The 23,202-nt window shown below is 33.3% G+C and carries 18 protein-coding genes; 5 read left to right on the top strand and 13 right to left on the bottom strand.

From position 1 onward, the window contains the following. Positions 1 to 4 precede the first annotated feature (4 nt). The 8 genes from GKZ86_RS12190 to GKZ86_RS12155 all read right to left on the bottom strand — a co-directional run bounded on the left by GKZ86_RS12190 (position 5) and on the right by GKZ86_RS12155 (position 10,890). Positions 5 to 1,516 carry a RagB/SusD family nutrient uptake outer membrane protein gene (locus GKZ86_RS12190; RefSeq protein WP_154783392.1) on the bottom strand — a complete coding sequence of 504 codons (1,512 nt, stop codon included), beginning with the start codon at positions 1,514 to 1,516 and terminating at the stop codon, positions 5 to 7. 9 nt (positions 1,517 to 1,525) lie between these two features. Further along, complete coding sequence (locus GKZ86_RS12185; RefSeq protein WP_228526521.1) at positions 1,526 to 4,738, bottom strand: TonB-dependent receptor; 3,213 nt, start codon at positions 4,736 to 4,738, stop codon at positions 1,526 to 1,528. Positions 4,739 to 4,929: 191 nt separating this feature from the next. Further along, entirely contained in the window at positions 4,930 to 6,108 is a 1,179-nt protein-coding gene (locus tag GKZ86_RS12180) for a FecR family protein (protein ID WP_154783390.1), read from the bottom strand. A 419-nt stretch (positions 6,109 to 6,527) separates the two neighbouring features. Further along, positions 6,528 to 7,091, bottom strand: coding sequence for an RNA polymerase sigma factor (locus tag GKZ86_RS12175; RefSeq protein WP_154783389.1), 564 nt, complete (start codon positions 7,089 to 7,091; stop codon positions 6,528 to 6,530). Between the two features lie 368 nt (positions 7,092 to 7,459). After that, on the bottom strand, positions 7,460 to 8,116 hold the full coding sequence (locus GKZ86_RS12170) for an aspartate kinase (protein ID WP_042564741.1): 657 nt from the start codon (positions 8,114 to 8,116) through the stop codon (positions 7,460 to 7,462). A 119-nt stretch (positions 8,117 to 8,235) separates the two neighbouring features. Beyond that, a complete protein-coding gene (locus GKZ86_RS12165) occupies positions 8,236 to 8,607 on the bottom strand; it encodes a YraN family protein (RefSeq protein ID WP_154783388.1) in 372 nt (123 codons plus the stop codon). Between the two features lie 144 nt (positions 8,608 to 8,751). Then, positions 8,752 to 9,651 carry an LD-carboxypeptidase gene (locus tag GKZ86_RS12160; RefSeq protein ID WP_154783387.1) on the bottom strand — a complete coding sequence of 300 codons (900 nt, stop codon included), beginning with the start codon at positions 9,649 to 9,651 and terminating at the stop codon, positions 8,752 to 8,754. A gap of 147 nt (positions 9,652 to 9,798) precedes the next feature. Continuing rightward, positions 9,799 to 10,890, bottom strand: coding sequence for a serine hydrolase (locus tag GKZ86_RS12155; protein ID WP_154783386.1), 1,092 nt, complete (start codon positions 10,888 to 10,890; stop codon positions 9,799 to 9,801). 138 nt (positions 10,891 to 11,028) lie between these two features. Here GKZ86_RS12155 and GKZ86_RS12150 point away from each other — a divergent pair, with 138 nt between their 5' ends. The 3 genes from GKZ86_RS12150 to GKZ86_RS12140 all read left to right on the top strand — a co-directional run bounded on the left by GKZ86_RS12150 (position 11,029) and on the right by GKZ86_RS12140 (position 13,432). After that, positions 11,029 to 12,126 carry an endonuclease/exonuclease/phosphatase family protein gene (locus GKZ86_RS12150; protein WP_154783385.1) on the top strand — a complete coding sequence of 366 codons (1,098 nt, stop codon included), beginning with the start codon at positions 11,029 to 11,031 and terminating at the stop codon, positions 12,124 to 12,126. A 104-nt stretch (positions 12,127 to 12,230) separates the two neighbouring features. Further along, the gene (locus GKZ86_RS12145; RefSeq protein WP_154783384.1) at positions 12,231 to 12,770 is read left to right on the top strand and encodes a 3-hydroxyanthranilate 3,4-dioxygenase; all 540 of its coding nucleotides are present in this window, start codon (positions 12,231 to 12,233) and stop codon (positions 12,768 to 12,770) included. Between the two features lie 350 nt (positions 12,771 to 13,120). Beyond that, positions 13,121 to 13,432: a hypothetical protein gene (locus tag GKZ86_RS12140; protein WP_154783383.1), complete on the top strand. Its 312-nt coding sequence runs from the start codon at positions 13,121 to 13,123 to the stop codon at positions 13,430 to 13,432. On the opposite strand, the gene GKZ86_RS12135 is transcribed toward GKZ86_RS12140, so the two are convergent. Both GKZ86_RS12135 and GKZ86_RS12130 read right to left on the bottom strand, forming a co-directional pair. After that, the gene (locus tag GKZ86_RS12135) at positions 13,433 to 13,720 is read right to left on the bottom strand and encodes a type II toxin-antitoxin system RelE/ParE family toxin (protein ID WP_154783382.1); all 288 of its coding nucleotides are present in this window, start codon (positions 13,718 to 13,720) and stop codon (positions 13,433 to 13,435) included. It lies immediately after the preceding gene. Positions 13,721 to 13,788: 68 nt separating this feature from the next. Continuing rightward, the gene (locus tag GKZ86_RS12130) at positions 13,789 to 14,748 is read right to left on the bottom strand and encodes an MBL fold metallo-hydrolase (RefSeq protein ID WP_154783381.1); all 960 of its coding nucleotides are present in this window, start codon (positions 14,746 to 14,748) and stop codon (positions 13,789 to 13,791) included. A 181-nt stretch (positions 14,749 to 14,929) separates the two neighbouring features. Here GKZ86_RS12130 and GKZ86_RS12125 point away from each other — a divergent pair, with 181 nt between their 5' ends. Next, positions 14,930 to 16,483, top strand: coding sequence for an aldehyde dehydrogenase family protein (locus tag GKZ86_RS12125; RefSeq protein WP_154783380.1), 1,554 nt, complete (start codon positions 14,930 to 14,932; stop codon positions 16,481 to 16,483). A gap of 109 nt (positions 16,484 to 16,592) precedes the next feature. Next, entirely contained in the window at positions 16,593 to 17,342 is a 750-nt protein-coding gene (locus GKZ86_RS12120; protein WP_154783379.1) for a hypothetical protein, read from the top strand. A gap of 86 nt (positions 17,343 to 17,428) precedes the next feature. Here GKZ86_RS12120 and GKZ86_RS12115 read toward each other — a convergent pair whose 3' ends face one another. The 3 genes from GKZ86_RS12115 to GKZ86_RS12105 all read right to left on the bottom strand — a co-directional run bounded on the left by GKZ86_RS12115 (position 17,429) and on the right by GKZ86_RS12105 (position 23,163). Next, the gene (locus tag GKZ86_RS12115; RefSeq protein WP_154783378.1) at positions 17,429 to 20,263 is read right to left on the bottom strand and encodes a T9SS type A sorting domain-containing protein; all 2,835 of its coding nucleotides are present in this window, start codon (positions 20,261 to 20,263) and stop codon (positions 17,429 to 17,431) included. 571 nt (positions 20,264 to 20,834) lie between these two features. Beyond that, positions 20,835 to 21,608, bottom strand: a complete 774-nt coding sequence (locus GKZ86_RS12110) for a Bax inhibitor-1/YccA family protein (RefSeq protein ID WP_154783377.1) — start codon at positions 21,606 to 21,608, stop codon at positions 20,835 to 20,837. A gap of 163 nt (positions 21,609 to 21,771) precedes the next feature. Next, complete coding sequence (locus tag GKZ86_RS12105; RefSeq protein WP_154783376.1) at positions 21,772 to 23,163, bottom strand: NADH-quinone oxidoreductase subunit N; 1,392 nt, start codon at positions 23,161 to 23,163, stop codon at positions 21,772 to 21,774. Positions 23,164 to 23,202: the final 39 nt, after the last annotated feature.

The following is a 23,202-nucleotide window of genomic DNA, read 5'->3' as shown; positions in this document are numbered from 1 at the left end:
GTTTTTAGTAATAACCCTCGTTTTGTTTTAATCCTCTGTTTGCATCTAAAGCAGATGTTGGAATTGGAAACAATTTTCTATAAGCAGGAGATGCTGGCCTGAACTCGCTTGCCAGTAAAAATTTATCAAAACGAATCATGTCTTGTCTTCTGTGACCTTCCCAGTTTAATTCAAATCCTCTTTCGTTGTAAACATCATCCAGCGTTGGGTTTGCGGCTAATCCGTTTAATCCCGCACGTACTCTGATTTGATCTATAAAAGGTTTTGCTGCGCCTGGATTTCCTAAACGAACATTACATTCTGCTTTCATTAAAATTACATCAGCATATCTGAAAATTGGAAAATCGTTTGAAGCTCCTCCGCCACTTCTTGGTGTTGCAGGATAAAATTTTACATTACGAACACCAGCCTGAGGCGCAGCTCCGGGATTGTCTAAAGAAGCAACATCTAGTGTGTAATTAAATCCGCCTGTTTGTTCTCCCACTAAAAATTGTTTTATTCGAATATCATTTGCATCATATTTCAGGAAGAAATCTTTAGGAACAATAGTTCCGTTCCAGCCATCATATCCAAATAAATTTTTAGCATGCGGACCGTATAAACTACGAGTTGCGTAGATGTTACGGGAAACGACATCAAGAGTTGCATAAATAGGTAAGATAGTTTCATCGTCCGGAAGTACATCTCCGAACAATTCATAATATTTATATCCTAATGGGCTGGCATCATTTTTTTCACCTGAGTGAAGCGTATATCCACCTTCGCTAACTTTATTACAAGCGGCTAAACATTCGTTCCATTTTGATACTCCGGTATATACTTCTGCATTCAAATATACTTTTGCCAGTAATGTATAAGCAGCCCATCTATTGAATCTTCCGTAATAATTTCCTCCTTTTGTTATAGAAAGCATATCTGCGTTTTCAGTGATTTCTTTTACAATAAAATCATAAACATCTTTACGCTTTGCTTGCGGAATTTTATCTACTGTAATATCATTATCAGTAAAAAAAGGAACATCACCAAAATCATCAATCAATAAGTAATAAAAGAAAGCACGTAATACTTTGGCTTCTGCAATTTTTGAAGCTTCTGCATTTGATTTTTCTAATAATTGAATGGCTAAATTGGCATTGAAAATAGATTTGTATAACCAGTTCCATGTATTATTAATAATAAAGTCTGATGGCAGCCATTCATGTTTGTGCAAACGGGCAAAATCTTGTTGCCAGTCACCAGTATTTCTATGCGGAATTACCTGCTCATCTGATGACATACAGTTCATGTCATACCAGCCGTTATCTGCTCCTGCGTAACCAACACCCGGCACATTATTGCGCACAAAGTCTCCGGGAATTTCTGCATAAACACTGGCAAGAGCAATATCTGCCCCTTCCGGAGTTCCATAAAAGCTGTCCGGCTGATATTTGTCGTATATATTTTCGTTGATATCTGTACAGCTAAAAAGTGTAAGGAAACATGCGCTTCCTGCTATTACTATATTTTTAATTTTCATTTCTTTTTACTATTTAAATTTTACAGTCAAACCAAATGCAATACTTCTGGTACGCGGATAAATTCCTCTATCTCCACCGAAATTATCATTAGGATCACCACTTCCGCTTATGTTCAATTCAGGATCTACACCTGTGTAATCTGTAATTAGCAGTAAATTGTTTCCTGTAAGAGAAAGTCGAACATTGTCTATATACTTATCAGTAAAACGGAAAGTATAGCCTACTGTTAGATTTTCTAAACGCACGAATGAGCCATCTTCTAACCATAAATCAGATCCGTATGGAGAAGAGTGAATTCCTTTGTCTACAGCGCTTTCTAAAATGTTTGATTTACCGGTGTTTTCAAGCATGCTTAAGTTTTGATTCAATGCGTTGTAAACTTTATTTCCTCCGGAACCTCTTACTAACATCGAAGCATCAAAGTTTTTGTAGCGGTAAGATGGATTGAAAGCAAATGTGTACGTTGGCAATGCTGAACCTGCATAATGACGATCCGGACTTTTTACACCCTGATCAATTATACCGTTTCCGTCACGATCTAATACTGTTTCAACACCATTATCGTTTACGCCGGTGTGTTCTAAAATATAAAATGCACCAACCGGTTTTCCTTGCACTAAGTAAGAGTTTGCAGCTCCCCAGCCTACATAATCTGTGTTTAGAGGAATACCATTAATACTTCCGCTTAAATTAAGTACTTCATTTTTCATGAAGGATACGTTTCCTGCTAATGTCAGCGTGCTGTTTTCGGTTCTGATAACGTCATATGCAAGTGCAACTTCAAGACCTTTGTTCGAAATACTTCCTACATTGGCTTTTATTTCTTTGTATGGATAAGGTGGCTGAGGTACAGTATAGTTAAATAGCAGATTATCTGTTTTAGAATCGTAAACATCTACGCTACCTCTTAATCGGTTGTCAAAAAGAGCAAAATCAAGTCCGATATTGGTTTGTTTTTTAGTTTCCCATTTCAAATCAGCATTTGCGTTTTGAGAAATACCAAAATTGGTAATAAGAGCTCCTCCAAAATAAGTGTTTCCTGCGCTATCAACTAATGGTAATGACGTTTGTGGATAAAGACCTTGCTGATTTCCTGTTTCACCATAACCTACGCGTAATTTTAATTCATTAAACAAAGTTTGGCTTGTCATAAATGACTCTTTGTTGATTTGCCACGCAACAGATGCTGAAGGGAAATTTCCCCATTTGTTGTTTGTACCAAATACGGATGAACCATCTCGTCTGATACTTGCGGTAAGTAAATAACGGTCTAATAAAGAGTAGTTTAATCTTCCTAAATAAGAAACTAAAGATCTGTCATTTTTATAAGATTTTAAATCCCCGGGTCTTACTTTAGACATATCACCAAACTGAAGTGCATTGTAGGTAGCTTCATCACTTATAAAACCTCTTGCCTGAGCATAATTACCCTGATAAGTCTGACTTTGCCATTCGTATAAAGCCAATGCATTAAAACTATGAACTCCAAAGGTTTTTTTATAAGTAAGACTAATATTGGTTAATTTTTCGTTTTGTCTCTTATTATCGATATTAGCATAACCTTTTTGCTCTACTGCCGAAGCTTCTGTTGATGATACAGGCAAAAAATATCCTTGAGTTGAATTTGTTTTTCTCCAGCTTCCAAACCAGTTTGCAGAGAATCCTTTACCCAAATCTAAATCGGCTTTTAAACTTCCAAATAAATTATCTTCTTGTTTTTCATTTTTTACTGATTGCGCAGCGGCATAAGGATTTAAGTATTGAAATACAGTTGAATCAGTAAAATAAGTTCCATCAGTATTATAAACCGGATCTGTTGGTCTGGCCAATAATGAATTTGTAATTAGGTTTGACTGATAAGAAACAGCGCCAATTTTGGCAATACTTCCTGTTACATTATTTACTCCAGTATTTAAATTAAAAGTCAGTTTTAATTTGTCATTAAGAGCCAATTGCGTTGCCTGAACACGACCAATATATTTTTGATTATTGGAATTAATTACAACTCCATCTTGCAAAATAGCAGTTATAGAAGCTCTGTAACTAAATTTATCCGTTCCTCCACCAAATGATAACGTGTGCGTTTGTGTAATTCCGGTTTGAGTCAAAAGACCATACCAATCTGTATCTGAACCATGATTTGAAGATGCCGGAACACCAACACTCTGAGCAGTATTCCACCATTGGTTAGCATCTAGCATATCTAGTTTTTTCGGAATAAAATCGATAGAAGTAGAGCCAATATATTCAATAGTAGTTTTTCCTGCTTTATTTTTTTTAGTTGTTACGATGATAACTCCCGGCGCTCCTCTTGAACCGTAAACTGCAGTAGCCGAAGCATCTTTTAAAACATCTATACTTTCAATTTCACTGGGTGGAACCTGATTTAATAAATCCATATTTCCCTGAATTCCATCCACAACAACAAGCGGATCATTTCCTCCAATTAATGACGAAATACCACGAATACGAACACTTGGCCCTGAACCTGGCTCGCTTCCAATTTGTGTAATGTTTACTCCCGCAGCTTTACCGGCAATCAATTGTAACGGATTTACAATTGCGCCCTGATTCATGTCTTTTGCAGCAATTGAAGAAACGGCTCCTGTAACATCTTTTCTGGCTGTTGTACCGTAACCAACTACTACAATTTCCTGCAAGTTTGTAGCATCAGGAATAAGTTGAATGTTTATAATGTTTTGATTGGCAGTTACTTTTTTCTCTTTGTATCCTATAAAAGACACAACGATCACAGATGTACTGCTTTCAACGGTAATTTTATATTTTCCGTCAAAATCTGTCACCATGCCATTTTTAGTTCCTTCCTCAGTAACCGAGGCTCCGGGTAAAGGCAAACCATTTTCATCCGTAATAATACCGGAAACGGTTTGTTTTTCGAACTGAATAATTTCTGTTTTTAGTTCTGGTTTTTTTAGGATAATCTGCGTATCACGAATTTTGAATTCGGTTGGAGTTCCTTTAAAAATCCTGTCTAAAACCACATATATTGATTGATCTTTTACAGAAATAGAAATCGTTCGATCCAGGTCGATGTCATTCAGTTTGTAAATAAACCTGAAATCTGTTTTTTGCTCTATGGTCTCAATAACCTTCTCGATTGTTGAATTGTTTAATTCTAAGGTTACTTTTGTTTTTTGGGCATAAGTATTCCCTCTAATATTAAACATGGCGACCAAAATAAGTAGTGTAGTTAGTTTCAATTTTAGGTCATTTTGGAACATAGAGTATAGGAACCCAATGTTCTTAGATTTTTTTTTCATAATTTTGTTAATTGATTGTAGTTAATTCGTTATATTCAATCACTTAGTAAATCGGAAATTGTTCGCAGCTCTTTCCGATTTTTTTTATTCCTGTAATCTTATTTTCTCATATTTTTTCATTGGTTAAGTGGTTATTTAATTAGTATCTGATTGTTTTTTATCGTGTAATTAATGCCATGAATGTCATTAAAATAACTCATTACTTTTTCTATCGATTCATCACCAAAACTTGCATTGAATTTTTCGTTTGCCAATTTTTCGTTTTTGTTTATAATCGTCACATTGTAACGTCTTTCCAGTTTTGTAATGATATTTTTAAAAGTCATGTTTCTAAAAGTAAGTCCGCCATTAATCCATGAAGTATAAATATCTGTAATGACCGCTTTGGTAGAAATAGCAGCATTTTGCTTGTTGAAGCTTCCTTTGTAACCCGGTTTTAGAATCGTGTTTTTATCCGCATTAAAATCTTCGTTTGTGTTGTACATTCCCACAGATCCTTCTACTAAAACGACATCTGTAGCATCATCTTCAGGATAATTAGAAACGTTGAAATGCGTTCCTAAAACGCGTACATTCAGTTTGTCAGCATTCACGATAAAAGGATGTTTTTTATCTTTGGCAACATCAAAAAATGCTTCTCCATCAAGATAAACCTGTCTGTTTTCGCCTGCAATAAATTTCACAGGATATTTTAAAGTTGTTCCTGCATTTAAGTGAACAAGAGTTCCGTCTGACAATTGCAATTGAAATTTTTTACCGTACGGAATTTTAATCGTGTTATAAGATACTTTTTCTAAATCGCCGCTATTTTCGTAAACCAGTTTATTACCTTTCTGATTTCCAATTACATTTCCTTTTGAGTCTAATACTTGTACAGAGTTATCTTCAGAAATAACCTGAACCTTTCCGTCTTCTAATTGCAGAACAATGTCTGTGCTTTTAAAATCGAATTTTTGTTCAGCTGTTTTATTAAGGCTATTTTGTTTGTAGAAAAGTCCAATTCCCAATAAAATAACAACTGAAGCAGCAATCGAAATGTATTTTCTGAAATTTGATTTTTTAGGAGCAATTTCAATTACAGTTTCATTTTCTTTAGATGCAGATAAAATATTCAGAAAAATATCATTAGCCGTTTGTTGATTCATTTTCGGCATTTCGACCAAAAGATTTTGAACATCTTCTACCGAAGGAAAATCTTCCGTAAGTTTATTTTTTTTGTAATAGGCAATTACTTCGTTTATTTCTTCCGGTGTACATTGGTTTAAAACAAACTTTTGTAAAAGGTCTTTTATTTCAGAATTTGAATTCATTACGAATTGATTTTAGTTCGGGTTCTGATATAATACAGTTGAAATGAAGTTGAGTACTACTCAAACGTTGTAAATTTTTTAATTTTAACATTTGAGTATTAAGGAATATCTTGTTAGGTGTTGATTTTGTTGAGGTTTTGGATTAAAATATTTTTTGAAAATAATTTAGTTTTTTTAGAAAGAAGAGCAGTTTTTGTGTCATTTCGACCGGAGGGAGAAATCACATAACGGATTTACGGTTCGTTGCTCTCTGAATGTGATTTCTCCCTCCGGTCGAAATGACACAAATGTCGAAATAACCAAATTGAGCAAAATACAAACGTCGTTCTCGACTCCGCTCGAACTGACAAAAACTTTGCGGTTAAAACAAAAAAAATCACTCGAAAAGAGTGATTTTGATGGTTAAAGGGTATTTTGGTTTAGATAATTTCATCATGAACTTGAAAAAAGACTCGCATTGATTCTAATGCTTTGCTCATTTGGTTCCTGACTGTATTTATAGAGATGCCGAGTTCCTGACTAATTTCTTCGTAACTCATGCCTTTCTTTCGGGACATTTTAAAAATTTGCTTTCGTTTTGGCGGTAATTGTTTCATGGCCTCTTTTCGAAGCTTTTTGCAATCGGCTTCGCGAATAGCATAATCGCCGTGTTCGTGTGATTTTTGGCTTTCATAAAAAATCTCTTCTTTAAGCAACACTTCATTTGCTGCTTTGTTTAAGAAATTAAAAGCCCGATTTCGGGCGATTGTGAAAATATATGCTTTAAAAGATTGTTCGAGATTTAAGTTTTCACGATTTTGCCAAACTTTCATAAATACATCCTGAACATTTTCTTCGGCAGCTTCTTTAGACTTTAAAATACTGATGCTATAACCATAGATATCCTGATAGTACGAATCAAAAAGTTTACGAAATGCTTTTTCGTTGCCATTTTTGAGTTCACTCACCAATAATTTTTCGCTATAGTTGTTTGCTTCTAACATTAATTTAATTAGTCTTTATTTAATTCTAATTATATTAGGATACTATCAAAATGAGTAGTCTTATTTGCTGACAGGTTAGCAAATATATAAAAATATAATTCGCAACAAATAGTATCTAAAAAAACTTAATTGAAATTTTTTTAATAAAATTTTAACGAATCCCTAGTAAAGGTGCGTAGAAATTGATTTACCAAGTATGTAAATATTTTAATCAAATTTGTTAAATAACGGTATACACCGAAATTTATAGGGGAATATTCTTATTCTGAATTTTTAAATGGTATTAAATTTAAAAGAAAAAATCCTTTTATCTAAAAGACAAAAGGATTCTTAAGTAAGGAAATTGTAATATTATATTTCTATTTTGATTAATTTTTTAAATCTTTAATGACTTTAAATGCTACGTCGACCTGATCTTCTCCCACTAAAATTGTAAATTCATTTGATGTCGAAATTACTTCATTTATAATAATTCCTTCCCAGGCCAAACGTTGGAAAATGAAATAATAAATACCAGGAACCACAATGTTTTCTTTTGGTAATTTTACAGTAATAGAAGCCAGATTATCCAGTTTCTGAATTAGTTTTTCGCGCATAAAGTGTTTTTCAACTAAATGATTTACACTGCTGCTTACCACAATATTAGTTTCGTTTACACCACGGGATGAGGTATAAAAAATATCAGATAAAACATTAATATCAGAAATTAAATCTGCTTGTTTGTTTAAAACAGTTTCTGAAGCAGCGAAGGTATAATCCGTCAATTCTGAACGAACAGTAATCTCGCCAATATTCTTAATTACTTTATTGATTTTATGGTTTAATTTAAAATCTAATTCTTCAGTTAGTCGTTTAAGCGACATTACAACAGCGCCTTGTTTCACTTCTTTGCCAAATTCACTTTCGAGTTCGGTCATAATGTTCCGTGACAGAGAAGTTAAGTTGATGATTCCAAGCGATAACGCATTCAGTAAAAATGGCTTTGTTTTGATGTAATTTTCTACAATTGAAGAAACAGTTTTCATAATTTTTTCTTTTTTTTTGTAACGTAATTGGGTTGGTGTAGTTATAGATTTGTGTTATAAATCTCTGCAAATATAAATAAAAAAACAATTTGTTACAATTATAACAATAAAAAATTATGTTAAAAATGATAAAAAGCATCTGTAAGATGTTCAATTGCAAATGTTTCACCTGTTTTTTGTACGGCAATAATATCAAAACGAATTTCTAAGTCATCAGTAAAATCTTTTTCCCTATAGTTTATGTAGGCATTTACTGCTTTTACGAGTAACTGAATTTTTTTTGATTTAACAAAATCTTGTGGTAAACCAAAATCTGTGCTTGATCTTGTTTTGACTTCTATTACTGCCAAAAAATGATCTTTTTGTGCGATAATATCTATTTCTGCCTTATGAAATGTCCAGTTTCGATCCAGAATTTTATATCCTTCTTTCTCAAGATATTCCACAGCAAGTTCTTCTCCTTTTTTTCCGAGTTCGTTGTGTTCTGCCATTTTTTTAGTTATGAGTTTGTTTAGCGCGCAAAGACACAAAGTCGCAAAGCTATTTCAATAAAGCTTTGCGACTTTGTGTCTTTGCGAGATTTTAATGTGGTATTTAACGCTTCCTTAACTTAGGAAATCGCTATCAGTACTATATTATTTTTGAAAAGTAACCGTACTTCCGGATGCATTTACATCTATAGAAATTGTGCTTCCCATGATTAAGGCACGATTATCCTGAATATGTCCTGCCGGGAAATTGAAGATTACAGGAATATTATATTTTTTGGTAACATCATCTACAATTTCGACAGCATTTTTGCCCCACGGCACTTCGTTGTCTTTCATTTTGGTCATAGCTCCAACAACGATTCCTTTTAGGTTTTCAATGCAACCGTTACGACGTAAATTCATCATCATACGATCGATATGATATAAGTATTCATCTAAATCTTCAATAAATAAAATTTTATCCTTGCAATCTATTGCAGATTGTGATCCTAATAAACTGTATAAAATAGATAAATTTCCACCAACCAATTCGCCGGTTGCTTTTCCAAAACGATTCATTTTATCCGGAGCAACAGAATAAGATAACGGTTCGCCAAACAAACTTGATTTCATAGAACTAATTGCTGCCGGAGTAGCTCGTGGAATCGTTACGGGCATAACTCCGTGAATCGATTTATAACCCATCGTATTTAAATGATTGTGTAAAACCGTAACATCACTAAAACCAATAATCCATTTTGGATGTTGTTTAAATTTAGTAAAATCCAAAAGATCAATCATTCTCACTGTTCCGTAGCCACCACGAACGCACCAAATAGCTTTAATATTCGGATTATCTAATTGATGCTGAAAATCAGCAGCGCGTTGCTCGTCAGTTCCTGCTAATTGGTTAACATCAAGTCCAATTGTTGTTCCAACAACAGCTTCCAGACCCCAACTATGCAATAAATCTATAGTAGGTTTTAGGTTATCGTCGATGTTTTTTCTGGCAGTTGCTAAAATAGCGACCGTATCTCCTTTTTGTAAATAAGGTGGTGTTATCATGTTTTGTTGAGATTGACAGGTGAATGATTGTAAAGCAAAAATAAGAAATACGAATTTACCAAAAGCAAAGTGTTTCTTGAGATATTGGAAGCTTTTCATGTTCATGTTTCTTTTTGCTTAAAGTTATAAATTATTTTTTACTCGGTTTTAATTAAATAACGGAGCTCCATACTTCTTTTCTAATTCTTCTAAAATTAAAATCATCCCTTTGTCTGCTCCTTCAGCTTGCACGTTGGCAAAAAGAATAAAAGCTTTGTTTATGGCAGGGCAAAGATACACTTTGGTTAAAAATGTTCCCGGATTTCCATTATGAAATGAATATTTCAAATCACTGCTATTTTTGACATCAGAATTCCAGCCAAAAGAAAAATCAGGCAAGCCAAAATGCATATAATTAAATTCTTCTGCGGTAAATAGTTTTGATTTTCCCAGCAAACCCTGAAGCTGCATTTGTGTAAATTTACAATAATCAGGCAAACTAACATTTATATTTCCTGCAGATGAAAGCCAATTGAGTTTATAATTTAAGGCCGGAGCTTCGGGTTTTAAATCCTCGTCATGTCCCCAAGGTTCATTTTCATTTTTTAAATTCGGCTGACCAAAATCAAAATCAATATTTAGACTTTTCCCTAATTCGTTAACCAGGGTCTCATACGTTTTACCGGTTGCTTTTTCGAGCATAAGTCCCGCGGCAACATAACTCGGATTAGATCCATATAATTCCTTTTTCTTCTCTGGAATAGTTGCGTTTTGTTGCAAAAACCAGGCAATAAACTCATAACGTTGTTGCTGATTATTTCCTTTAATTTCTTTTTGAGTTGGAGTTTCATTTCCGTAAGACCATGTATTTATGCTGGCTCGAAAAGTTATAAAATCCTGAAGCGTAAAATCATATGTTTCAGGTTTGCTTTTAGCTTTTAATTCAGGATACAAATCAAAAAATTTAGTGTCCCATTTTATTTTTCCTTCTTTAACCAAAACTGCAGCAAGATATGCTGTAATAGTTTTTGTGATAGAACCTAAACGAAATCTATCATCGATTTTAGCCTTGTATTTTGAATTAATGCGTTGATAACCCAATGCATTAATTTCTAAAACTGAATCTGAAGAAACTACGGCATAAGCCAACTCAGGAATGTTATATTTAATTCTGATACTATCAGCAAATGAACTATTATTTTGCGCATGAGAGCTATTAAAAAATATAGATAATACAAGAGCAAAAAATAGTTTTTTCATTTTTTAGAAGTGTTAATTGAGTAAGCAAGGTACAAGACATTTTAAGATTAACAAAAAATAATTTTAAAATAATTTAATATAAAATTCTTACAAATAAATTAAATTCCCTAAATTGATTTTTTTTAAATATCAATAGTTATGAGGTTTGTTATATTTTGGTTTTACCTATTTACTTTTTTTTCTTTTTCATTACAAGCACAGTCCAAAAAGTACATTATTCATACAGTTGCCTTTTATAATTTCGAAAATTTATTCGATACAAAAGATGATCTTAACACAAATGACGATGAATGGACGCCAAACGGTGCACAACATTGGACAGAAGAAAAATATCAGCAGAAGTTGCAAAACCTTTCGAGAGTTTTATCTGAAACTGGAACTCCCGAAAACTCAAATGCTCCGGTTATTATTGGAGGTTCTGAAATTGAGAATCGTGGCGTTTTAGAAGATTTAATCAAACAAACCAAACTTCTTCCTTATGATTACGGAATTATTCATTTTGATTCACCGGATAAACGTGGTATTGATGTTGCTTTATTGTATCAGAAAAAATATTTCAGACCAACTTCTTTTTCTAATATTCCGTTATTAATCTATAAAAATAATGCAACAATTAAAGAAGAAAAGCCTGAAGAAACAGATGATGACCTTGAAGTGAAAATTGAAAATAAGAACCGTGTTTTTACACGTGATCAGCTTCTGGTTTCAGGATATTTAGAAGGTGAAGAAATTCATATTATTGTCAATCACTGGCCGTCAAGATCAGGAGGCGAGAAGGCGAGTAGTCCGTTTCGAGAAGCCGCTGGCAGATTAAACAGAAAAATTATAGATTCGCTGCAACAAATAAATCCTAACGCGAAAGTTATGACAATGGGCGATTTAAACGATGGCCCGTTTAATAAAAGTGTAAAAACAGCATTAGGAGCAAAGTCAAAAAAGAATGAAGTTCCTGAGTTTGGAGTCTTTAATCCGTTTGAAGAAATGGCAAATAAAGGAATGGGAACAATTGCTTTTCGTGATTCCTGGGATATTTTTGATCAGATTATAATAACAGAATCTTTTATAAAACCTGACTTCTCAAGCTTTAAATTTTGGAAAGCCAGTATTTTTAATAAACCTTATCTTGTTCAGACTTTTGGTCAATATAAAGGATATCCATTGCGACACAGTCAAACCGAAGTTGGTTTTAGCGATCATTTTCCGGTTTATATTTATTTGATCAAAGAAATGAAATAATGCATTATTCAGTCGCAGTTTTCAGTCGCAACTTCCTCAAAACTGCGACTGCGACTGAAAACTTTTCACTAACTTAGCTACTCATAAATTTAGTACCTCAAAACATGGCTATAGCAAAACCTTTCAATCTTAATAAATGGATTGACGAAAACCGTCATTTACTTAAACCACCAGTTGGAAATAAAAATCTTTATGTTGATTCCGGCGATTATATCGTAATGATCGTTGCGGGACCGAATGCCAGAAAAGATTATCATTATAATGAAACGGAAGAACTTTTTTATCAACTTGAAGGCAGTATAAAAGTCGTTATTCAGGAAGATGGAGAGCGCAAAGAAATGGAATTGAATGCCGGAGATATGTATCTTCATCCAGCGAAAATTCCGCATTCTCCAGTTCGTTCAGAAGGTTCAATAGGTTTGGTAATCGAACGTAAACGTGCCGGAAAAGGATATACAGACGGATTGCTTTGGCATTGCGATAATTGCAATCATAAATTGTACGAAGTGTTTTTTGAATTGCATAATATCGAGAAAGATTTTCTGCCTCATTTCGAACATTTCTACAATTCAGAAGAACTAAGAACTTGCGATAATTGCGGAACTGTTATGGAATCTGATCCTAGATTTGTGGCGAAAAAATAATCCCATTTTAAATCTGAGCGAAGTAGAAGGTTTTTGGAACTTCAAAGTTGGAATTTATTTTTCAGGAGCTATTTCCCACTATCCGTTTCAATCTTTTGCTTTTTAAAGAAAAAAGCAAAAGGATTTCCACTTCTATCGGGGCTAGGAGATTCATTTTTCAAAAGAAGATACTCGTTTCTATTGTCATCCTGATAAGAATCTTCTCAATATTATTCTACTATCAAGAGAAAAACCTTTGTCAAAGTTTTAAACTTTGACAAAGGTTAGAATTCATTAATATTAGTAAAAGATTATTTACAATCATTTTTGATGTATATTTGCTTCATATATGACAAAAAATGCACTCAAAAATGATACAAGAAATTATCACGTATAAAAATATAGTTAATAACATTGAGGATTTAATGAATAAGTCTGCATTTAAAAAAAGTTATATTATTGAAAAAGCAGGAATACCGAGTCCTACTTTTTATAGAAAACTCAAAACGCAAACTTTTACTCCAGATGAAATGCTTTCTATTGCAAAAATACTTTCACCGGAAGAAAATTTTAGATTAGAATTGATAAAAGGAATTGAACAAGGAAAGCGTGACTTCAAGGAAGGTAATTTTATTACGCATGAAGAAATGTTATTGGAGCTAAAAAGCAAGAATATAATTTAATTATAAATATTGATTTCGAGGTTTCTGACGATTATCCCAAAAAATAATTAGCACAATAGAATCATTATGTATTTCATAATGTAGAGAAATTTGCTTCGAAATTGATACAACATTACATTTTAAATCCATTTTATATTTTCCTAAGTAAGGATTTTTTATAAGCAAATTGATAGTATGTATTGTATTTTCTGCAAATTTTTTCGCTGCTTCTGGATTCCAATGATGTGATAAATAATTCCTATTGCTATAAAAAGTATATTTTGCTTCAGCTGACCAAATAATTTTCATTTTGTAAATTTATAAAAATAAACCTACAAAAAAGCGCTTTATTTTAAATAGAATTGAACAAATAGGTTTTACAACTCAAATCTTTTTCCCTGTTCAGGATAAATAATCTTCAATCCTAAATCATTTTGACTTTTCAATTGTTCTTTAATTTTTACAATATTTTTAGTTGGTGGTTTCAAATGTGTAATGATAATTTTAAAACCTTTTAAAGAATCTTTTCCTGCTAATTCTTCAAGAACATGAAGTTCTTTCAGTAAATAATTTGAAGTCAGATGCCCGAATAAAAACTTGTCCGGCTGTTCATTTGGGAAAGAAACTTCAATAAAAATTCCTTTCAATTGTTTATTTTGTACTAATGGCGCAACTGCGGTCCATAAGGCTTTTAGTTTGTCGCTTTTTTCTACAGTATCAGGACCAGTATCTCCTAAATATAGAGCGTAATCATTTCCGTTTTTAATCAAAAATGCGGTGCTTTCAAATGGATTTACATGACTTAACGGAAAAGCTTTTACCGTCATAGTTGTATTTGTTATTGGAGTTTCCTCATCAATAGTTAAGGTTTGAAAGTGATATTTCTTTAAAGGAAAACCAACGCCCGCGTCACCAAAATTGGCCCATGTTTGATCGTTAAAATAATGGTTTTCCATCAGTTCCATACACTTATTTGTAGCATAAACTGTTTTTGAAGAATCAGCCGGAGAATTAATTATCAAACCGGAAACATGATCTAAATGCGCATGCGAAATTAAATAACCTTTTATGTATTTGCGCAAAACTTCGCTCGTTGAAACTTTAAAAACTTTGTTCTCGATTGCCTTTTCAATTCCAGCATTTACCGTTCCCGCATCAAGACAGATATAATCTTTTGTGTTGGTTGGAGCCAATAAATAAGCCGATAGATTTTTTTCATCGATTCCGCCTTTTACTCCTAAAGGCACAACCTGAAAAGCAGATTTTTGTTCTTTTTGGGAGAAGACATTACATGAAACTAAAAGAAAGCATATTAAAAAACGATAGAAAAAAGTCATATTGAGTAATTTTGATTTCGCAAATTTCATGAATTAAAGCGAATAAATCGGTTTGTATTTCTGAAATTCATATTAATTAACCCTAAATTTACTTTGATTTTAATAAGTTAATTGATTTGAAATTAACTTCGAAATAATATCTTTACATAAAAATATAACAATTTTAACTAAAAAAGTTACAATGACAACAATAGCATCGCAATTTGGAATGAATGAGGCTCTGGAAAAATTGGGCATCAAATTGATAAATGAAGGAACATCAACAGGTGTAGAAAATTTTTCATCGGGAGAAATTTTAGATAGTTTTTCACCGGTTGACGGAAAATTGATTGCTTCTGTAAAAATGTCTACTCTTGAAGATTATGAAAAAGTAATGCGTTCAGCGACTGAAGCTTTTAAAACATTTCGTTTGATTCCTGCGCCGCAGCGTGGTGAAATTGTGCGTCAGTTTGGACAAAAGTTGCGTGAAAATAAAGATGCTCTTGGTAAATTGGTTTCTTACGAAATGGGGAAATCACTACAAGAAGGTTATGGAGAAGTTCAGGAAATGATCGATATCTGTGATTTTGCCGTTGGTTTATCACGTCAATTACACGGATTAACAATGCATTCTGAAAGACCCGGACATCGTATGTATGAGCAATATCATTCATTAGGAATTGTGGGAATTATTTCTGCATTTAATTTCCCGGTAGCGGTTTGGTCCTGGAATACGGCTTTGGCGTGGATTTCCGGAGATGTTTGTGTTTGGAAACCTTCTGAAAAAACACCTTTATGCGGAATTGCATGTCAAAATATTATTGCGCAGGTTATTAAAGAAAACAATTTACCGGAAGGAATTTCATGTTTGATTAACGGAGATTATCAAATTGGTGAATTGATGACAAAGGATACAAGAATTCCCTTAATTTCTGCAACAGGTTCAACCCGAATGGGAAAAATTGTTGCACAAGCTGTTGCAGGTCGTTTAGGTAAATCATTGTTAGAGTTAGGAGGAAATAATTCTATTATTGTAACTCCGGATGCTGATATAAAAATGACTGTTATTGGTGCTGTTTTTGGTGCTGTAGGAACTGCAGGTCAGCGTTGTACATCTACGCGTCGATTGATTATTCACGAAAGTATATATGATAAAGTAAAAGATGCTTTAGTGGCCGCTTACAAACAATTAAGAATAGGAAATCCGCTTGACGAAAATAATCACGTAGGACCACTTATTGATACTCATGCTGTCGAAATGTACGCTGTAGCATTAAACAGAGTTGTTGCAGAAGGAGGAAAAATTTTGGTTGAAGGCGGAGTGCTTTCTGGAGAAGGTTATGAAAGTGGCTGTTATGTAAAACCTGCAATTGCTGAAGCTCAAAACTCATTCGCCATTGTACAACATGAGACTTTTGCACCTGTTTTATATCTAATTAAATATTCAGGAGAAGTAGATAATGCTATCGATCTTCAAAATGGAGTAGCACAAGGATTATCATCTGCAATCATGACAAATAATTTGCGTGAAGCAGAGAGATTTTTGTCTGTAACGGGTTCTGATTGTGGAATCGCAAACGTAAATATCGGAACTTCCGGAGCTGAAATTGGAGGAGCTTTTGGTGGAGAAAAAGAAACAGGAGGCGGACGTGAATCAGGATCTGATGCGTGGAAAATTTATATGCGTCGTCAAACGAATACAATTAATTACACGACGAGTTTACCTTTGGCACAAGGAATCAAATTTGATTTGTAAAAAGATTATTTTATAATAAGAACCGCTTTTTCTGTATGAATGAAAAAGCGGTTTTTTTAATGCTTGTTTTTGTACTATTTTGTCTATGTTTGATTTAAATTTCCAATAAATGAAATGTAAAATATTTTTGTTATTAGTTGCAATTTGTGTTTTAAGTTGTAATAAAAAGTCAGATGTAAAAGCAGCAGTTGTGTCAAATAAAGACACGTTGAATCAAGAAGTTTTGGATGAAGAATATGAAAGCGAACCAGAAGAGGTAGCTTTAAAAGACCTAAAATTTCCAATAACCGGTAAAAATGCAGAAGCTTTTGTTCTGGAACCTTGTGAAATAAAAATGCGGGCAGAGGGTTTTTTAAATGATGATAATCTTAAAGATATTGTAATTGTTTTACAGAATGCAAACAATAACTCTGATTCGCGTGCAACATTGGTTCTGTTACAAGAAGAATCCGGAGGTTATAAATTGCAGGAACTTTCATGGGAAGCTGTTAGTCCGGAATATTTTGAAGATGGCCGTGCATTTTATGATGTTGGAGATATTTCTATAAATGATGATAAAACATTGCATATTTCGCTTTCGGGAATGGGCCCTGTTGGTTCAAGAGAAACAGTATATAAATATTTAAATAATAAATTGGTTCTTACCAACATAAGCACTTTTCATTCTGGAGCTGGTTCTGATGTGTCGAGTGAATATGATCTTGTTTCTGGTAATGTTGACCATGAAGTTACGAATACATTGCACGATGATTGGCCAAGTGAACATCAAATTGAAAAATTTAATTTGAAACAAGAAATATTATTTGCAAATGATAATCCAGATACAATTTTAGAAAAGCTTCCGCAGCCAGAATGGTAATTATAAGATAATTGATTTAGATTTTTGATCATAAAAAAGGCTTCCAAATTTTGGAAGCCTTTAATTTTAAGAATAGATTCTTTAATTTATTTTTTAATAATTGTTTGGTTGAAAGAACCATCAGCTGTGAAAACTTTTGCTAAATAAGTTCCTGAATTTAGTTGGCTTATATCTGCACTTTCATTTCCTTTTTCAATCGTTTTTACAAGAGATCCGAAGATATTATAGATCAAAACTTTTTCTACTTTCTGATTCGTATCAGATAAAAATAAGGTGCCTGAAACCGGATTCGGGTATAAAAACACTTTTGCCTCAGTTTCATTAACGGTTTCTGTTTTGGCTACACGAAGCGTACCAGAATTATAAACAGTACTCATATAGAATAAATTAGCAGTGTCTTTCTTTGCTATTGTATGACTTCCTGCTGCAAGCGAAACAGTAACAATTCCACCAGAAGCAGTTTTATCTACATTGTCTACTTTAATTGTTCCTGCAGATTCAACAAATACCAAAGTCAAAGTACTTGCCTGAGTTGTTGTAAAAGTGATACTAGTAGAAGATTCAATTTTAAGACATTGAGTCAATGTTAAGCCATTGTATGTTACAGTTCCTTTTGTTGTAGAAAGATTTCCTGTTATAGTATAAAAAGAACTCGTTTTTCCCGAAGCTGTAAAATTGTGTATTTCGTCTCCGGCTGGTGTTCCAGTTGTTACCGTTATTGTTCCGGATCCTGTCGCTGCTGAACCTGCAGTTCCTGTTGTTGCAATAGAATAAGATAAGGTTGCTGTTGGAGTTCCTGTAATAGTGATTGTTTTGGCAGTGGTGTTTTTTACAAAACTAATTCCTGATGCCGGTAATCCTGTTACAGTAGCATCTGTTGCAGTACCGCCCCATGTAAATACGATTGATGCGATTGCAGAACCACTTGCCACAGTTTGGTTATTGTTTGAAGAAGAAGTCAACGTTTGTGCTCCTGCTGCCGTAACCGTAATCGTTCCGGATCCGTTTGCTGGTGTTCCTGCAGTTCCTGTTGTAGCAATTGAGTATGATAATGTTGCTGTTGGAGTTCCTGTTATTGTAATTGTTTTAGCAGTTGTGTTTTTTACAAAGCTAATTCCTGATGCAGGCAATCCTGTAACTGTTGCATCTGTAGCATCTCCGCCCCAAGTAAAAACAATTGAACCAATAGCAGTGCCGCTAGTAACGGTTTGATTGTTGTTGCTTGTTGATGTTAGCGTTTGATTACTTGTTGGTGGATTTCCTTCCCCTTGTACAGCAACTAATGTTGTAGCATAATTGGTAAGTGCAGATTTTAATGCTGTAATGACAAGCGAAGATGTATCGTCTGTTGCATTATTGAAAACCCATTTTAAATCACCTCCCGAAACACGTCCAGCGTATTGCGTTGTTTTTGTTTTAGCAGTTGCCGGTTGGTCAATAACTAAGTTTTTAACGTATAAAGCGGCATCAGTATCAAAATTATTATATGTGTTGGCGCCAGATTTAGATTTTACATTACTGCTTACTGTTTCGCCTCTTGTAGTTGCTACATAAGCATCAAAATCAGTTAGGGAACTAATTTTACCTGAAATATTGTATAAAGGATTTGGGTCGTTATAAGCAACAAAACGCATATTGTTTGTTCCGTTTGAAGCATCAAAAGTATTGTTGAATGCTTTGATAGTTCCTCCGGCTTCACCTGAAAAAGTTCCTTGTGTTCCTGCATTGTTTACCTGGTTTGTTTCGTCCCAAATATCAGTTCCCTGTAAAGAAGTCAACATTGGATGTTTACTGTTACGAAAATAATTTCCTTCAACAAATAATGAAGAACCCATTGTAGATCCTGAGCCATATTTTGCAACTCCATCAAAATAATTGTTGTAGATATGTGCAGAATAATAACGAACGCGCGGATGACGAGAATCAGAGTGATCAAACCAGTTGTGGTGATATGTGATATATAAACCGCTTGTTGTACCTTCGCTTAATCCTAAAAGACTTGCTTTTCCGCTATCCCAAAAGTGATTGTAAGCTAAAGTAATATAAGTTGAAGTTTTGTTATCTAAAGCTCCGTCTCCTTTTATTTGATCAGCATCGCTTCCGGCGTTTCCATAAAATAAATCGCAATTATGAACCCAAACGTGATCATTATCTTGCTGCATTCCAATATTATCTCCTGCAGTACTGTTGCAATTCATTACACCAATATTGCTCACTTCAATATTCGAAGCTGATTTAAGACGTACTCCCCAGCCATTGGCAACAGCATCTGAACCAACGCCTTCAAGAGTTACATAACTAGAAGCATTATTAGCATTTTCAATTACAACATCACCGCCTTCCATTACAGTCATATCAGTAATATTTCCGACTAAACGAAAAATAAACGGACGTGTATCTTTTCCTTTTTTAATTGCATATAGAATATTTTGTAATCCTACACACGGATTAGCACTAGCTCCGGTAATATTCATTGAAACAGTATTTTTGGTGTTTTGCGTAATGTAAACAATTACAGCATTGTCTTTTGGAGTTCCATCGGCTTTGTAACCTCCGGGAACTCGTCCGCCTTCAAATGCAAAACCATTGCGGTCCTGTGCGACAACAGTTAAATTTCCGGTTGTCGTTCCTGTTCCTTCTGAACCTGAAATCACGGGTTTTATTTTCACTGTATAAGTCCCGGCTTTTAGTCCCGGAATATCAGCGCGAAAATAGCTGCCATAACTGCGAATAAGTTGGTCGTCAATTTTTCTGTCTGTAATTCCTTCTCCAGAATAATAAACGTTGTAAGATTGTGCATTGCTTACGGGTTGCCATTTTACAAATACAGATTCCAGCCAGCCCGAAGATTCATTTATTTGCTGTGCCCAGGTTTGGGCGGCAAATAGCATCAATGTCAAAATAAGTAGGTTTTTTTTCATAATAGTTTGTTTAAGTTAGTAAAAAACAATTGTGTGGTTATTTTCACATTACAAAAAGTGGTTTGATTGTAATCGATTACACAAAAATAGATAAAATTTCGATATTCAAAATTATTTTATTATAAAAAAACATATAACATAAAAATTATGTAATTAAAATAATAAATATGTAATAAATTGCATTAATTGTAATTTATTACATATTTGTAAGAAACCGCCTCAAGTGCTATTTTTGCTAGATTTAGTAACTTTATAAAAATCTTAAGGCAGAATTTTTCCTTGAATTGGACCTATTTTAGAGTCTAAATCGTATAATTTTATAAAATAAGAAAAAGAGGGTTAATTTTTACTTTAAGTTATACCGTCTATACCAAAAATTTAGCTTTTAAGGTATTTTAAATGTTTATTTGGATGGGAAATTGTATTGATATTATCCCAGTTTTTAGATTAAGCCTCAAATAAATACCATATACTAACAGAAGTTTTTTTGAAAATTTTGAAGAGAATTTATACCAATAAAAAAGCCTTTTTGAATTTCAAAAAGGCTTTAAATTTTATATTCTAAAGAGATTTAGTTTTTGCTCGATAGTTTTGATAGTAATCTTAAGAATTCAATATACAACCAAACTAATGTAATAATTAGTCCCATTGCACCATACCATTCCATGAATTTTGGCATTCTTTCCTGAACACCTTTTTCAATTAGGTCAAAATCTAAGAATAGGTTTAAAGCTGCAATTATAATTACAAAAACACTGATACCAATACTCATCATTCCGTTTCCATAATGTACCGGAGTGAAATTAAAAATTAGCGATGCTAACCAAGAGATCAGATAATAAGTAGCGATTGCTAAAGTAGCAGCAACTACTACAGACTTAAATTGTTCCGTTACTTTTACAATTTTAAATTTGTATAAACCTAAACAAACTAAAAAAGTAACTAAAGTTGCACCTACAGCATTGATTACAATTCCTGGGTACATTGCTTCAAAAATAGCCGAAATACCTCCAATGAATAAACCTTCGAATAAGGCATAACCCGGAGCTAAATATGGCGAATATTGTGGTTTGAATGCTGAAATTACAACTAAAATAAGTCCAATAATGGCACCACCAATAGCTGGTAACATTACATTCAGTCCGTTAAATGCCATCCACCATGTAACCATTGCAGATCCGCATAATATTAAAAACAAAATAGCTGTTTTGTTTATTGTTCCAGACAAAGTCATTTCCTGATTATAGTCAATAATTTGTGCCTGGTGTACTTCTTCAGCTTTTGAAACAGCATTTGATGAAAAACGCTTGTTGCTTAAAAATGGATTTTTTGAATTGAAGTTCATATTTCTAATACTTTTATTTGTTATCAAATATATGGAGATTTTTTGATGTGTACTTATTTCCGTAAAATTTTTAACATGATTTTCTATTCTAAATAAATTCCTCTTAAAATAAAAAATCCATCTGTTATAGCGGATGGATTTTTATATATTTTGAATGAAATTTTTATTTCAATAAATCTAAAACTAATGAAGGAAATAATCCTAATGCAATATTTAAAGTGATTGATATTACGGCAACAGCATAAATAAGGAATGGTTTTCCGGTACGCTCTTCGTTTGGTTCTTTAGAGTACATTGCCAAAATCAGTTTGAAATAATAACCAACACTAATTATAGAGTTGATAACAGAAACAATTACCAATGCAATAAAACCAGCCTGAATTGTTTGATCAAATAAGAATAATTTAGCAAAGAATCCTGAGAAAATTGGAATCCCTGCCATAGATAATAATGAACCTGTTAAAATAGCGGCCAATAATGGATTTGTTTTTCCAAGACCGTGAAAGTTTGTAATATCTTCGTTATCCTGATTTTTACAAACATATAAGATAACACTAAATGCAGCAATTCCCGCTAAAGCATAAGCCGCTGTATAATAAAGTAAAACACCAGCCGAAGTTGAAACGCTCAACAAAGTCATCAACATGAAACCTGCATGCGAAATTCCTGAGAATGCTAACATACGTTTTACGTTTACCTGACGCAATGCCATAATGTTTCCAACAGTCATTGAGGCAATAGAAACAAACACAACAATATTTTCGAAAGTCCCTAATAGGTCTTGATTGTCAAGTGACGGAATTAAATTTAATCCTTCAATTAATTTGTATAATGTTGCGATTGCAATAACTTTTGCAAGTGTGCTCATCAAAGCAGTCGTTAACGCAGGAGAACCTTCGTAAACATCCGGAGCCCAGAAATGAAATGGAACTGCAGCTACTTTAAACAACATTCCAATAATCATTAAAATCATTCCGATTGGAAACCAAATTGGTAATTCTGCAGATAAAGAGCTTTCGTGAATTTCTGCAACGTCAAAACTTCCCATTGCTCCGTAAATTAAGCAAATACCAAATAAAATAATTCCTGAGGCAAAAGATCCCATCAAAAAGTATTTCATACCAGCTTCGTTACTTTTTAAGTTCAAACGATCACTCGCCGCTAAAATATACAATGCGATTGATAAAATTTCGATTCCAAGAAAAAACATCGCTAAGTTTCCAAAAGAAACCATCGCTACACCTCCGGCCAATAAAAATATTTTTATAGCAATAAAATCAGAGATTTTAGTTGGATGATTTTCATAAAAATTATGACTTAAGGCTACCAGAAAAATGGTTAAAATAATAAACAATGATGAAAATGCAGTTGAGAATTTACTCACTGTAATCATGTTGTTGTAATAACTTCCTGTTGTTCCGAATTCTGAAAAATTAAGTGCCAAAACAGCCAATAATCCAATTATTGTAAATGGAACAATGGCTTTTCTTAAATTAAGAATTTCAAATAATAGGCAGAAAATACCCAATCCTGTTATAGCTATTAATGTATTCATTTTTGTTTTTTTGATTTAGGAAATCTAAAACTAATGATG

Origin of the sequence: Flavobacterium sp. LC2016-13 (genome assembly GCF_009707955.1) — a bacterium.
Taxonomy (GTDB): Bacteria; Bacteroidota; Bacteroidia; order Flavobacteriales; family Flavobacteriaceae; genus Flavobacterium.
The sequence above is the reverse complement of the archived record's forward strand: the minus strand, read 5'-3'. Positions and strand labels throughout refer to the sequence as shown.

Coding starts and splice junctions, on each gene's coding strand:
- GKZ86_RS12190 (WP_154783392.1), bottom strand. CDS start 1,516: ATGAAAATTAAAAATATAGTAATAGCAGGAAGCGCATGTTTCCTTACA.
- GKZ86_RS12180 (WP_154783390.1), bottom strand. CDS start 6,108: ATGAATTCAAATTCTGAAATAAAAGACCTTTTACAAAAGTTTGTTTTA.
- GKZ86_RS12175 (WP_154783389.1), bottom strand. CDS start 7,091: ATGTTAGAAGCAAACAACTATAGCGAAAAATTATTGGTGAGTGAACTC.
- GKZ86_RS12170 (WP_042564741.1), bottom strand. CDS start 8,116: ATGAAAACTGTTTCTTCAATTGTAGAAAATTACATCAAAACAAAGCCA.
- GKZ86_RS12165 (WP_154783388.1), bottom strand. CDS start 8,607: ATGGCAGAACACAACGAACTCGGAAAAAAAGGAGAAGAACTTGCTGTG.
- GKZ86_RS12160 (WP_154783387.1), bottom strand. CDS start 9,651: ATGATAACACCACCTTATTTACAAAAAGGAGATACGGTCGCTATTTTA.
- GKZ86_RS12155 (WP_154783386.1), bottom strand. CDS start 10,890: ATGAAAAAACTATTTTTTGCTCTTGTATTATCTATATTTTTTAATAGC.
- GKZ86_RS12150 (WP_154783385.1), top strand. CDS start 11,029: ATGAGGTTTGTTATATTTTGGTTTTACCTATTTACTTTTTTTTCTTTT.
- GKZ86_RS12145 (WP_154783384.1), top strand. CDS start 12,231: ATGGCTATAGCAAAACCTTTCAATCTTAATAAATGGATTGACGAAAAC.
- GKZ86_RS12140 (WP_154783383.1), top strand. CDS start 13,121: ATGATACAAGAAATTATCACGTATAAAAATATAGTTAATAACATTGAG.
- GKZ86_RS12135 (WP_154783382.1), bottom strand. CDS start 13,720: ATGAAAATTATTTGGTCAGCTGAAGCAAAATATACTTTTTATAGCAAT.
- GKZ86_RS12130 (WP_154783381.1), bottom strand. CDS start 14,748: ATGACTTTTTTCTATCGTTTTTTAATATGCTTTCTTTTAGTTTCATGT.
- GKZ86_RS12125 (WP_154783380.1), top strand. CDS start 14,930: ATGACAACAATAGCATCGCAATTTGGAATGAATGAGGCTCTGGAAAAA.
- GKZ86_RS12120 (WP_154783379.1), top strand. CDS start 16,593: ATGAAATGTAAAATATTTTTGTTATTAGTTGCAATTTGTGTTTTAAGT.
- GKZ86_RS12115 (WP_154783378.1), bottom strand. CDS start 20,263: ATGAAAAAAAACCTACTTATTTTGACATTGATGCTATTTGCCGCCCAA.
- GKZ86_RS12110 (WP_154783377.1), bottom strand. CDS start 21,608: ATGAACTTCAATTCAAAAAATCCATTTTTAAGCAACAAGCGTTTTTCA.
- GKZ86_RS12105 (WP_154783376.1), bottom strand. CDS start 23,163: ATGAATACATTAATAGCTATAACAGGATTGGGTATTTTCTGCCTATTA.